The sequence below is a fragment of the Jezberella montanilacus genome (assembly GCF_003003055.1).
In the GTDB taxonomy this organism is placed as follows: Bacteria; Pseudomonadota; Gammaproteobacteria; order Burkholderiales; family Burkholderiaceae_B; genus Zwartia; species Zwartia montanilacus.
Genome location: NZ_PVTV01000011.1, coordinates 1 through 13,440 on the forward strand (window position 1 = coordinate 1; position 13,440 = coordinate 13,440).

General features: G+C 49.3%; 11 protein-coding genes. 3 read left to right on the forward strand and 8 right to left on the reverse strand.

What is annotated here, in order from left to right; genetic code table 11:
- Positions 1 to 264 precede the first annotated feature (264 nt).
- The 8 genes from BCM14_RS01585 to BCM14_RS01620 form a co-directional block, all read right to left on the reverse strand.
- The gene (locus BCM14_RS01585) at positions 265 to 2,379 is read right to left on the reverse strand and encodes an adenylate/guanylate cyclase domain-containing protein (RefSeq protein WP_259673365.1); all 2,115 of its coding nucleotides are present in this window, start codon (positions 2,377 to 2,379) and stop codon (positions 265 to 267) included.
- Positions 2,380 to 2,441: 62 nt separating this feature from the next.
- Positions 2,442 to 3,098, reverse strand: coding sequence for a formyltransferase family protein (locus BCM14_RS01590; protein ID WP_106226253.1), 657 nt, complete (start codon positions 3,096 to 3,098; stop codon positions 2,442 to 2,444).
- 157 nt (positions 3,099 to 3,255) lie between these two features.
- The gene (locus BCM14_RS01595; protein ID WP_106226254.1) at positions 3,256 to 4,227 is read right to left on the reverse strand and encodes a hydroxymethylglutaryl-CoA lyase; all 972 of its coding nucleotides are present in this window, start codon (positions 4,225 to 4,227) and stop codon (positions 3,256 to 3,258) included.
- Between the two features lie 16 nt (positions 4,228 to 4,243).
- Complete coding sequence (locus BCM14_RS01600) at positions 4,244 to 5,029, reverse strand: class I SAM-dependent methyltransferase (RefSeq protein WP_106226255.1); 786 nt, start codon at positions 5,027 to 5,029, stop codon at positions 4,244 to 4,246.
- Positions 4,978 to 5,730, reverse strand: coding sequence for an SDR family NAD(P)-dependent oxidoreductase (locus BCM14_RS01605; protein WP_259673367.1), 753 nt, complete (start codon positions 5,728 to 5,730; stop codon positions 4,978 to 4,980). The genes BCM14_RS01600 and BCM14_RS01605 overlap by 52 nt, the downstream gene beginning before the upstream one ends.
- A 45-nt stretch (positions 5,731 to 5,775) precedes the next feature.
- The gene (locus BCM14_RS01610; protein ID WP_106226256.1) at positions 5,776 to 6,540 is read right to left on the reverse strand and encodes an HpcH/HpaI aldolase family protein; all 765 of its coding nucleotides are present in this window, start codon (positions 6,538 to 6,540) and stop codon (positions 5,776 to 5,778) included.
- A gap of 22 nt (positions 6,541 to 6,562) precedes the next feature.
- Positions 6,563 to 8,275 carry a 30S ribosomal protein S12 methylthiotransferase accessory factor YcaO gene (gene ycaO / locus BCM14_RS01615; protein WP_106226257.1) on the reverse strand — a complete coding sequence of 571 codons (1,713 nt, stop codon included), beginning with the start codon at positions 8,273 to 8,275 and terminating at the stop codon, positions 6,563 to 6,565.
- Positions 8,276 to 8,283: 8 nt separating this feature from the next.
- Positions 8,284 to 9,330 (reverse strand): serine hydrolase domain-containing protein, encoded by a 1,047-nt coding sequence (locus BCM14_RS01620; protein WP_106226990.1) that lies wholly within the window; start codon positions 9,328 to 9,330, stop codon positions 8,284 to 8,286.
- Positions 9,331 to 9,480: 150 nt separating this feature from the next.
- Between BCM14_RS01620 and BCM14_RS01625 the strand changes: the two genes are divergently transcribed.
- From BCM14_RS01625 to infC, 3 genes are read left to right on the forward strand one after another with little or no spacing between them, the layout of a single operon-like run.
- Positions 9,481 to 10,893 (forward strand): M20 family metallopeptidase, encoded by a 1,413-nt coding sequence (locus BCM14_RS01625; RefSeq protein WP_106226258.1) that lies wholly within the window; start codon positions 9,481 to 9,483, stop codon positions 10,891 to 10,893.
- Between the two features lie 24 nt (positions 10,894 to 10,917).
- On the forward strand, positions 10,918 to 12,867 hold the full coding sequence (gene thrS, locus BCM14_RS01630; protein ID WP_106226259.1) for a threonine--tRNA ligase: 1,950 nt from the start codon (positions 10,918 to 10,920) through the stop codon (positions 12,865 to 12,867).
- 18 nt (positions 12,868 to 12,885) lie between these two features.
- Positions 12,886 to 13,431, forward strand: a complete 546-nt coding sequence (gene infC / locus BCM14_RS01635; protein ID WP_106226260.1) for a translation initiation factor IF-3 — start codon at positions 12,886 to 12,888, stop codon at positions 13,429 to 13,431.
- Positions 13,432 to 13,440: the final 9 nt, after the last annotated feature.

Here is a 13,440-nt window from a genome sequence, read left to right on the forward strand (position 1 = left end):
CAGTGAACGCAAGACGGACGGCTTGAGGGCTTAGCCCAGACATGGATCCCCAGCTTGCGATCCACGCGTTGGACGGCTAAACCAGGTAGACCTAGGATAGAATCGACTTGGGACATCGGTATGACCTCTATTAAAAATGTTTCTTCGCAAAAACAAGTTTAATAAATACCGTTGTCCCCCGTTAATGATGTAGAGCCAGCGTTAAAATTTAAGCCCCAAAAAATGGGGCTTTTTTTATTCCTGACAGATCACTTGATCAGAAAGCTATACATCGTAAGCAATTACCTTGGGATTGCTCTGTGACCCGAGCTTCTTGTTGCACACGTCAGCCATAATCTTGGCCACTTGGTCCTGGTACTGATCAGCAATGATGCTGTATTCTTCAGAAGCTTTTGTGTAGTTGCCACTCACATAATATCCAAAGGCTCGTTGCGTATCCTGACAAAGCTCGATCTGAGTTTTGGACGGTGCAGTTTCGGGATCTTCGTCACGGGTTCCGATGAGCTCATAAATGATAATTTCACCTTTTCGCCCCTTGACAGTAATTTGATCAATGGGTCGAACCCAGAGCTTTTCGCCGGTTTCTTTGTACACCGAGTGACTGACACAAATCTGCGTGCCGTAGTCCTTATTCACGCCTTCAAGGCGGGCAGCAACGTTGACGCCATCGCCCATGACTGTGTAACTCAAACGTTCAGTCGACCCGATATTACCAACCAACACCGCATCAGTGTGAATGCCGATACGCGCTCTTAACTTGGGCTTACCTTCGCTTACAAGCAGATCGTTGAGTTCATCCATTCTCTTTTGACCTTTTAGCGCAGCTTTACACGCGTGAAAGGCATGATCGTGGTCAGGTAGTGGGGCGCCCCAAAACGCCATAACAGAATCACCGATGAATTTATCGACAGTGCCGGATTCTTCCTTAATTGCGTAGGTAAACAGCTTGAGGTATGCAGATACTCGGGTCAGTAATTCTCGTGCAGGCGTCTGCTCAGAAAGACCTGAAAAATTTTCAAGATCAGAAAATAAAATCGTTAGGTAGCGACTTTCACCGCCGATCTCGATAGGCTTACCTGACCTCAGTAAATCGTTGACCAAATCCCTTGGCACATAAGAGGTAAAAGCGTCGATGGTGCTCTTCAGTTTGCGAATTGCGTCTGATAGAACTTGTATCTCGTACAGATTGGATTTGACTTCGACAAACTTGTGGGCTGCATTAAAGTCAAGGAGTTGTTTAATATCAGTCGTCAAAGTTTCAATCGGTTGGGACAATATTTTGGAAAGTTTGAATCCGACTAAAACCATGAGTGCCACAGCAAGAAGTGAAAAGAGCATCAAGTTCAGATTTACTTTGTTCAACGCCACCAGGAAATCATTTTGGGGCGCGATAGTCAGCAGATCCCACTTTCGATTTGCCCGCTGTTTCTCAAAGGGATTCAACAGAGCAAGGTATTTAGTGTCATGCTCACCGTACTTAAACTCAACGACTTGATTTCCCATCCTCTCTTTTTCTTGACCAACAAATTCCAGCGGTGATCCACGTCGGTCATTGATATTAATTAGTTCGAGATTGCCGTTAGTGACTTTGTAATCACCGATTCCAACGCCGCTTATTAGGATGTCCCCTTTTTCGTCGAGCACATAAGTTTGGCTATCTTTACTAACTTGTATCGACTGTAAAAATTTTGTCAACGTTGATAATTCAAACGATTCCCCCACCATGCCTATCATCTCCCCGTTAATAGCGATGGGAGTAGCTAGTGTGAGCGTTGGTGCATTGGTGCTTCGAGAGAGATACGGCGGATCAATTTGAGTGAAGTTACCGCTCGGGTCCTTAGCCAAATCTGCTAGAGCGAGTTTATAAAACGGCCTTGTCCTGGGGTCGTAATCATCTTTGATAGTAAAAGAGTCAATTTTTTTATAAGTCGCATCGAAAAAATCAAAACGGGAAAATGAATCACCAGCTTTGTTTTTTTCGAAGGACCAAATATTGAATGTCGCGTTTTTAGGGGCAACCCGTCCGGCGACGATTGAATTTGGATTAAGACGCTGTACTTGCCTAAAATTGCCGGCATTCGAAGCAATAAATATTGACACTAATTCAGGATTATTGGTCAGATGCAAGCGTAAAACATTGTTCATTTTCTCGCTTGAAACCAAACTTGTGTCTTCAACTATTTGTAATTTCAAATAGCTTAGCGAATCTGAAATGGCATCTAACTGTTTAGAAATTTCAGTCTCGACCTGACGATGATGCCTTTGGATGAGGCTCTTTGCGTTGTCGGTATAAATATTGAAGTTATAAAAATATGAATAGAGAATAAACGCGATAAAAAACGGAATCCCCAACACTACGAAAGCAGTGCTTAATGTCACTCTCAGTTTAAATCGGCTTAGCAACATTATTTTGATATTTTCTCTGTTCGGGTGTTAGAGGTTCAGGTATTTTTATTTGATTGAATTAACTTCAACACTTCATCTGCCGCCAGTTTTGCCGCGGCATAAGAAGTGATTTTATGCATATCCACCACTGATGAATCTGGAGGAATTGCGATCTTGCCAGACAGCTTAATAAGTGGTCCTGTGTCAAAATTCTCGTCCACTGCATGGAAAGCCACACAAGTATAGGTTTTACCATCTGCTTGCAATGCATTAAATGGGTTCCCGCCTACGTACTTTGAAGGCCACTTATCGTCAATGCATGGGTGCAAGTTGTAAAAACCGAATTCAGGGTATTGGATAAGCCGCTTGCCAATACGTTGGCCAAACGTTGCCATCAAGCATAGCTCTGGCTGCCACTGCTTTTCAAACAGTTCGTAAAACGGGTCACTATTTACTCTGTCTTTGTAGACCTCAATACTGTGCTGGTGCGCCAGCGTCTCGACCATTTGGACCTCTGACACGGTATGAGGATAACGCCAGACACGCTTATCGGGACTGATAAAGGTGTTTTTAGGGTCGTCTGTTGCGACGCCCACTACTTCGACGTACTCGGCAATATCGCCATACAAAAGCTCATTTAGCATGTAAAAGCCTCTGTAAAAACTGCCTAACATGGCAACACGTACTCGTTTGTTGATCAGTTCATTTTTCATGTTGCTGCGAGTCACAAGCCTTCGTATTGTTGCCAAGTTTCAAAATAATAGAAATAACGTTAGGGTACTGACTACAAATGGCGCATTTGTGGTTTATTTTAGCCTCTCAAGAGCATTCCAACAATCGTCGCAAAGCACGTCACCCATCTACCGAGCCTCACTGCGCGAGCCTGGCTTTAACCTTCTGCCTTAGACGCCCTAACGATCCACCTTTCATAACAGAACCAGGCAATGGATGTCCAACAATCTCTTCCGCCAGCAAGGCAGACTCAATCATTTTCTCAAGATTGATGCCTGTTTCTATGCTCATCTCGTCGCACATAAAAACAAGATCTTCGGTGCATACGTTACCTGAAGCGCCTGAATGTGAGGCAAACGGACAGCCGCCTAAGCCAGCCACCGCCGCATCAAACGTCTTGACCCCCATTTGTAACCCGGCAAAGGCATTGGCAATACCCATACCACGCGTGTCGTGAAGATGCAGAGATAGCTCAAGGCCAGGGTATCGATTGCGAACAGCACCCACAACTTTGTGGATGCTTGCCGGCGTTGCCCAGGCCATCGTATCGGCTAGTGAGATCAGCTCTAGCGTCACACCGCCTTCGAGGGCTAAATCGAGCAGTTGTTGAACCAGGTCTAGGACCTTGGTCACCGACACATCACCCTCAAAATTGCAACCAAACGCCGCCATGATACTTGCCCGATTGACGGGCACCTTGTGATACTTGTACGTGCCTAGCATGGACTTGACAGCCGCTACATTCTCATCGTGAGTGCGATTTTGATTACGTTTTAAAAATGTCTCTGAGGCGGTCAGTGATAAAGAACCCCTGATATCCAGTCGTTCGGTTGCAATGGCGCGCTCGAGGCCCTTGTCGTTTAGCCATAGGGCGGTATAACGCACGCCTGGTTTGCGAGAAAAACCCTTGGCGACTTCTACTGCATCAGCCATGTTCGGGACTGCTTTAGGGCTAACAAAAGAGGTGATCTGTATCTGTTCAACGCCAGTCTCCGACAAACTGTCGATCAACTCGATTTTTCGGCGAGTCGGGATAGCGCCTTTTTCAATTTGAAAACCTTCGCGTGGGCCTTCTTCTAAAATTCTGACTCGACTGGGTAAATCAGACATGCTTTGCCCCTCGTTATTAAGCCGTGTACTCGGGAAACCACTGTTTCTTGGTTTGATCGAAATGCAGGATGATGTTTCTGCCAATCGGTGCATACGCCTGAAAAATATCAGGATGAACAATGTGCCGGGCTTGCTTGACTTGGTAGTCAGTCAGCCCTTGAGGCAGATGAGCGGGATGGGCAAAAACCAGCGCATTCATGCGATACCACGGTTCAATCGCTTCGTCGGTCCAGATTGCGTCACGAAAATCCAGACAAACATAACCGTGTTGTTGAAACAAGTCGAACCAGTACTGCGGACTTTGTTCGTTGAGATGATGGATACCGCCTTGTCCTGGTATGGCAGCAGAAAAAAGGACAACAGGCGCGGCATTAACCAAAGAGCTAACAAGTGTGGCAGCGGCACTTTGAGGCAAGTGTTCTGCGACTTCAAGGCACATCGCGAGGTCGTATCTTCTCGCTAGAGTAATGTTTTGCGTCAGGTTTACATATTGCACAGGGATATCTGGTGCAAAACCTTCGAGAGCAAACGTATCCAGCCCTAATACGTCCGAGGCGCCGAGTTGCCTCGCCGCCCGAAGCCAATCCCCGCGGCCACAACCGAAATCGACGATTGATTGATCTTTAATACCGAGCCATGGCAGGATTTTAATTGCTGAACTGATTACCCAGCCTGAATAGTCGAGCATGACTTTCTGCAAGGCAGAGTAGTCTTCATTTATACCCACAACGACACCATTTGGTTGAGAGGCTAAGCCAGTGACTGCGCGCCGTCCACAGAGATATTTTGACCAGTAACCCATGAGGCGAGGTCGCTAGCCAGAAACGCTGCCACGTTGGCAACTTCTTCTGGGGTACCGAAGCGCCCGGCCGGGATACCCTGTTTAATGCTCTCATAGAGAGCAGGGTTGTTCTGACGTGCGTTATCCCACACCCCGCCGTCAAAATAGATTGATCCGGGCGATATACAGTTCACCCGGATTTTTTGAGGGGCCAACGCTAATGCTTGCGTACGCGTGTAGTGAATGGTGGCCGCTTTGGCTGCCCCATAAGGCGGGGTCCGCGTGCTCGCACTCAAACCGGAAATCGACGCAATGTGGATGATGCTTCCGCCGCCATCCAACAGATAAGGCATTGCAGCTGCACAACAGCGAACGCCAGACATGACGTCAATTTGCAGGCTGAGTGCCCAACCAGCCTCATCGTCGGAGCGACCAAAGCCAGAGGCGTTATTCACCAAAATATCGACGCCGCCCAAATCTGTTGCCGCCTGTTCAACCCAATGCTTGATGGCATGCTCGTCGCTTAAATCACACGCGTGAGCACTGACTTTATGCCCGTAGCCACGAAGAGCAAGTGCAGCCTCATCCAGCGAGGGGACACTGCGCGCACAGATGGCGACATCTGCACCAGCGGCAGCAAAGGCCTTTGCAATCGATAAACCAATCCCCCGACTGCCCCCAGCAACCAGTGCACGCTTACCTTTTAAATCAATCTGCATCATTAGTCTTCCGTATTTTTTTGTTTGGTGAGCTTGAATCTAACGTTGTTAGGATTGGCGAACTGCAGCCACGGCTGATTTACAAGCGGCCGATAACAAGCCGATGTCATTACCAGCCGTTACAAAATTAAAGCCTTTTTTTGCACTGCCAGCAGCAGAGACGCCTGAGGTACCGTGCATCCCAGCAAACTTGCCGTGCGCATGTGCGCGATCGCAGATGTGTTGAACCATATCCAGCACTTCCTTATCGGTAGGCTCAGTTTTTGGCATGTAACCCATCGCAAGCGATAAATCGTTAGGGCCAATGTAAACGCCGTCGAGACCTTCGACTTGCAGGATTTTGTCAAGATTATCCAGCCCTGCGAGCGTTTCAATCATGGCAAACTTAAGAATCTGATTGTCAACCTCGGGATAGTAATTCTCTGCACCGGCATACATGATGGCCCGTGCCGGACCATATGACCGTGTCCCGCGTGGCGGGTATAAACAAGCCGAAACCAATGTTGCTGCGTCATCAACGGTCGAGATCAACGGACTGATGATCCCGTAGGCACCGGAGTCGAGCAATCGCATAATTTGAGCAGGGTCATTCCACATCGGCCGCGCGATCGGAATGGTGTTGCCGATTGACAGCGCCTGAAACAGAGGCAGTGCTGTGTCGATGCCTATTAATCCATGTTGCAAGTCAACGGTGACGCAATCAAAGCCGACCAAGCCCATTGCTTCCGCAGTAAATGAAGACGCGCTTGATAGCCAACCATTGATCGCAGTTTCTCCATTGCGAAGCTTGGTTAAGAGTGTGTTTTCTTTCATGTTGCCTTTGTCTTAGTTGATGTTATTTGAATAACTTATCGTACGCTGCCAGCAAGCCCTGATGCATCTCGCTGAATTCAAAATTAGGACCCAGATCTGTCAAACCGAAAAAGACGTTTATCTTACCTAGTGCGTTTTGCGCAGTGTGCACCGTAGCCTGACCGTACATGAGCTCTAATGCGGCCAAGTAGGGGGCCGTGTCTTCTAGCTTAATGATATTTTCGAGACATTGATAGACCGCCAGCCTCGCTGGGTTCATCTGTTGATACATGCGCAACCATTGGCAGCCATCTAAAACCGCATCCAGATCGCCTAAGGCCAGGGCCACGAGTGTCTTAATTTCACCCATACGAAGTTCTTTCCAGGCGGTACCCGCCGGGATAGCGAGACCGAGGATCTCCCACAGAGGCCGCTCGTCCGAGGCGTTGATAGATGCCAGGTCCTCGTTAAGCTCGGCTAACTCAGCTTGGCTCAACTGAGACAAACGAGACATCGCCGGCCGAATCAGATTGCCAGCACTATTATTTTCGAACTCTAAATCGTCAACGGGATAGATCTCTGACATGCCCGGCACGATAATGCGACAGGCATACGCGCCTTGTTCAGCAAAATCAGAAACATAAATATCGAAACGATCTTTGGCGATCCGATTACATAACCAGTCGTAGTCTTCTTGCGTGGTGGTGCTGAAATCCCAATCATGAAAATCGTAATCTGGCTTATCACACAAGAAATTCCACGAAATCACACCGCTTGAATCGACAAAATGAATTTCAAGGTTAGCGACTGAATTGATTTCGTCCATGTCAAAGCCCGGCTCGGGGAAGCCTTCTAAGGAATCAAGAGAGCGCCCTTGCAGTAGCTCGGTTAACGCACGCTCTAGTGCAATCTCGAAGCGAGGGTGTGCACCAAAACTAGCAAAACAGCCCTGATCTTTCGGGTGTAGCAAGGTGACGTTCATGACGGGGTACTCGCCACCTAACGATGCGTCTTTCACCAAAATGCCAAAGCCCGCGTCCCTTAGCCCTTTAACACCCGCCGCAATCTTCGGATAGCGCGCGATCACTGCGTCTGGAACATCAGGCAAGCATAAGCCCTCGCTGATAATTCGGTACTTGATGTGACGTTCGAAAATTTCGGATAGAGCTTGACTGCGGGCTTCCATCATTGTGTTGCCAGCTGCCATGCCGTTACTAACATAGAGATTACCAATGATATTCACCGGGAACCATGTCAGTGCGCCATCTGAGAGCCGGGTATATGGCAAAGCGCACACGCCTCGGTCTACGTTGCCCGAGTTCAAATCGACCAGTACCTCAGTCTCGATCTCACCTTCGGGGTCATAAAACGCTCGAAGGGAAGGATTAAGGAGTTCGTCGGGCCACTTACCGTCAGGCGCGTGTGCGAACCACTTTTCTTGAGGGTAATGAACAAAAGGTCGATTGGCGCGCGCTTCTCCTAAGTAAAAGTGCGTCCAAAAGTAATGGGTCCCCAGTCGCTCAAAAAACTCACCCATGGCGCTCGCGCGAGCAGCCAATTCAGTTGCACCCTTACCATTTGCAAACAGCATGGGGCACTCGTTGTCCTTCACGTGAACGGACCAAATACCGTCAACCGGATGCAGCAGTGAGGACTCGTTAAGCTGAAAACCACGCGAGGCAAGCTTGGCCTGCATCGTTTGGATGGTGGACTCTAACGAGGCGTCCTTGCCTGGGATGTAGGTTTCATTTGTCATGCCTAATCTTAGTCGATGGCCTTGGTGACCAGTGAAAAAAACTGGTCTGCCTTTGCTGAATCAATCCATCTCACCACGACAACCATTTGCTTCTCTGGCTCTATCCAGGTGTAAGAGGTGCCAGCACCAATAGCGAAAAAGCTGCTTTCTGAAACGCTAGGAAAAACACGACGATTTGCGTTCAGGCAGACCAGGTAACCATAGTTTGGCGCAACAGGGCAGGGTGTGCGCATACGCTGAATCCACTCATTGGAGATCACTTGCTTACCCTGCGCCTGACCGCCAGCCAAAATCATTTGACCAATTTTTGCCTGATCCTCGCTACAAATAGACAAGCCACCTCCCCAATGCGTGCCGCCTGGTACCGATTGAACCGGTTTGCCTGCAATGGTCACCCACGAATTGTCATAGCCGACCCACTGCCAGTTTTGACTTGCGCCAACAGGCTCCATAATGGCTTCGCGAAAAACCTCAGGCAGTGGGCGCTGAAACAGATGTAATAAGGCCAGCGATAGCTGGTTAATTCTTACATCGTTGTATTCCCAATAAGTGCCGGGGCGATTGCGCGGCCGCAAGTCACCCTTCTTGCCATTGGGTGCGGGGGCAAAGTTCACGTGCCGATAGTGATCAACCTGATCGGGAATACCAAAGCATTCACCCTCCCATTCGCTGGTCTGTTGCAACATTTGAGCCCAAGTGATGTCGGCATTCTGGCCGAAATCAAAGCCGACGCCAGTTACCCGCTTAGAGATTGGCTCATCTACGTCGGGTAGGAATCCCCGATCGTGTGCCACGCCCGCTAGCAGTGCAAGGTAGGTTTTGGCAATGCTGAAAGTCAGATCAGCACGGTGTGGTTCACCCCAGGAAGTGAGATGCTTGCCGCCCACGTAGATGGTGCCCGACACTGAGCCACGGTCGTGAACCGGCCCAAACAAACGATTCCAGGGAGGCGGATCAGTGGGATGTACGCCAAAGACACCGCCAACGTGCCTATCCCAGGGGGTTTCATGATCAATAGAAAATTGAACGGCTGTTTGAAGCGCATCTTGTTTCAACAATTTCTCCTTTAGGGCTCGCCGAGCGGTTCTTGATTGCCGCAGGCTTCGCGCACATTCTATACTTGCAGCCAGGTTATCCGTAGATGTGTCGCAGATCGCATTTGTGTGCGGCCATTAAGTGTTGTTTATCTGATTGGTTAATTTCTTATGACCCGAGATCAAGCTATTGCCCGTGCACACGAATCTTTTGATTCTGGCGACTTCTTCGCAACCATTTCGCGTCGAGTCGCCATTCCGACAGAGAGCCAAAACCCCGATCGCGCAGACGTTTTAAAGCATTACCTAACCGGTGAAATGGTCCCAGCCTTCGAGGCAATGGGTTTTACCTGTCAATTGATTCACCATCCCAAAGCACGTGCTCCGTTTTTGTTTGCTGAACGTATTGAAGACAGTGCCTTGCCAACAGTGCTCGGTTACGGTCACGGAGACGTCATTCGCGGGCTCGAGCCAGAGTGGAAACCCAATCTTTCTCCTTGGACGCTCACTGACGTTGACGGCGTATGGTTTGGCCGTGGCATCGCTGACAACAAGGGGCAGCATACGATCAACATGGAGGCTGTCAAACATGTGCTCGCCACTCGTGGTCGTCTAGGCTTCAACGCTAAATATCTCATTGAGATGGGTGAAGAGACTGGATCCCCAGGTCTCAGAGAGGTGTGTGAAGACTACAGGGCCTTACTAGCAGCGGACCTGTTAGTTGCGTCCGACGGCCCACGTCTACAACCCGAGCGCCCAACAGTATTTCTGGGATCACGAGGCGGTGCCAATTTTGACCTGACCATTGAAGCAAGAGTAGGGGGGCATCACTCGGGTAATTGGGGAGGTTTGATCTCAAATCCCGGCATACAGCTTGCCCACGCCCTTGCCACGATCACTTCACCGACTGGACAAATTAAGATAAAAGAGTGGACCCCGGAAGCGATTCCCGCATCAGTGCGACGTGCACTGGCGGATTGCGAAGTCAGCGGTGGCGATGACGGGCCTGTCATTGAACCCACTTGGGGCGAGCCCGAGCTGTCACCAGCTGAACAAGTTTATGGCTGGTGTTCGTTTGAAGTATTGGCGTTTAAAACCGGAAATCCCGACACCCCTGTCAACGCCATTCCACCAAGAGCCTGGGCACGTTGTCAGCTTAGATTTGTCGTGGGCATTGACCCTCACGATATCCTCCCAGCGCTTGAAAGGCATCTGGCTAAGCACGGCTTTGATATGGTGAAGGTGACCAACGCACGTGAGTCCTTTTTTAACGCGTCTCGTACGGACCCAGACAATCCGTGGGTTCAATGGGCGGCAAAATCTCTGAGCGACACTACACAGAAAAAAACTGCAATTCTGCCTAATATCGGCGGAGGCCTGCCTAATGATATTTTTATGGAAGTGCTCGACTTACCTACCGTTTGGATACCCCATTCGTTTGCGGGCTGCTCTCAACACGCACCGAATGAACACCTACCAAGCGAGCTACTCAGAGAGGGTCTTGGCATCATGACCGGACTGTATTGGGACTTGGGTAGTGGTAACACCCCGTCTGTCGTGCGCGATGATAAAATCGCGGGCTAATCCTCTCATAAATATCCTTCACGAATGATCGCAATTACCCTGCCAGATGGTTCCCAGCGCCAATACCCCGGCCCAGTCACGGTTGCGGAGGTCGCACAGTCAATCGGCGCAGGTTTGGCCCGTGTCGCTTTGGGTGGCCGTGTCAGCATGGACGGCGAGATTAATGTTGTTGACACCTCTTATCAAATTACCCAAGACGCAAACCTGGCAATTCTGACACCAAAAGATGCCGATGGCTTAGATCTGATTCGACATTCGACGGCTCATCTGCTCGCCTATGCTGTGAAATCTTTGTTTCCCGATGCCCAGGTCACCATTGGCCCAGTCATTGAGAACGGCTTTTATTATGACTTCTCTTACAAAAGACCCTTTACGCCAGAGGATCTAGTTGCCATAGAGAAAAAAATGGCTGAGTTGGTCAAAAAAGATGAAATCGTCACCCGCGAAGAATGGGCGCGAGATGACGCCGTCAAATTCTTCAAAGATATGGGTGAGCATTACAAAGCTGAAATCATTGCCGCGATACCTGGCAATCAAACAATCAGCTTGTATCGCGAAGGCGACTTCATCGACTTATGCCGCGGGCCACACGTACCCAACACAGGCAAACTCAAAGTATTCAAGTTGATGAAGGTGGCTGGTGCCTACTGGCGAGGCGACAGCAACAATGAAATGCTCACCCGTATTTACGGCACCGCTTGGGCGACTAAAGAAGAGCAAGATGCTTATCTTCATATGCTCGAAGAGGCTGAACGTCGCGATCATCGCAAGATTGGTAAAGACCTTGATCTCTTCCATTTTCAGGAAGAAGGCCCAGGTTTGATTTTTTGGCATCCAAAGGGATGGGCGATCTGGCAGCAAGTCGAGCAGTATATGCGTGCCGTCTATCGCGACAATGGCTACCAAGAAGTTAAAGCCCCTCAGATTCTTGACCTCTCACTTTGGAAAAAAACCGGACACTGGGATAACTATCGTGAAAACATGTTCACGACTGAGTCCGAGAACCGAGTGTACGGACTGAAACCAATGAATTGTCCGGGTCACGTGCAAATTTTTAATTCGGGCCTGCGATCCTACCGGGACTTGCCTCTGCGTTATGGTGAATTTGGTCAATGCCATCGTAACGAGCCCTCAGGTTCTTTGCATGGCATGATGCGGGTGCGAGGCTTTACTCAAGACGACGGACATATCTTCTGTACTGAAGATCAGATGTTGAAAGAGTGCACTGCTTACACCTTATTGCTGCAAAGCGTATACGCCGATTTCGGTTTTACCGAAGTACTTTATAAAGTCGCGACACGTCCCGAGAAGCGTATTGGTAGCGACGCGGTATGGGATAAGGCAGAGGCCGCTCTGATTGAAAGCCTGCAACGTACCGGCTGTGAATTTGAAATTTCACCCGGTGAGGGCGCTTTTTATGGGCCAAAAATTGAATACACCCTGAAAGATGCGATTGGTCGTCACTGGCAGTGTGGCACGATGCAAGTCGATTTCTCAATGCCTGTTCGCCTGGGTGCAGAATTTGTCGACTCATCCGATCAACGGGTTGCACCCGTCATGCTTCATCGAGCGATTCTCGGATCGCTAGAGCGCTTCATCGGCATGTTGATCGAAAACTATTCAGGGGCCTTACCGGTGTGGCTGGCACCCGTGCAGGCAGTGGTGTGTTGCATTTCCGATCCATCTGCTGAATATGCAGCACAAATAACACAAACCCTGATAAAACAAGGCTTTAGAGTAGAATCTGATTTACGCAGTGAAAAGATCACGCGTAAAATTCGCGAACACAGCATGCAGAAGGTACCCTACATGCTCGTGGTCGGTGAAAAAGAGCGCGAAGCAGGCACGGTTGCCGTTCGTGCTCGGGGGGGCGTTGAGGTAGGCGTCATGCCGATCGCAGACTTTTCCACACTTATTTCAGAAGACGTGGCTTCCCGCCGCAATTCAGGCTCGTTTGCGCCTCAAGCAGATTAACCACTAGGAGTTGTCAACATCGCAACAGAAAAAACCCATCGCATCAACGGCGATATCCGTATACCTGAAGTTCGTTTAATCGGTCTTGAAGGTGAGCAACTCGGCGTAGTGAAGACATTCGATGCGATTCGAATGGCCGAGGAAGCTGAAGTGGATCTTGTAGAAATTGCCCCCAACGCAGAGCCGCCCGTTTGTCGCTTGATGGACTACGGCAAATTCAAATACCAAGAACAAAAGCGTGCTGCAGAAGCAAAGTCCAAGCAAAAAATCATCCAGGTAAAAGAGGTCAAATTCCGGCCTGCTACGGATGAAGGTGACTATCAAGTCAAACTGCGTAATTTGAAACGATTTTTGGACGAAGGCGATAAAGCCAAAGTGACCTTGCGTTTTCGTGGGCGTGAAATGGCTCACCAAGAACTTGGCATGAGAGTGCTTGAACGCGTTCGCGATGACCTCACTGATATGGCCGTCGTTGAAGCCATGCCAAAACTTGAGGGTCGACAAATGGTGATGGTGTTGGCCCCACGCAAAAAAGCAGTAGGCAAATCCGACGCTGTTGCATAAGACGTGAGG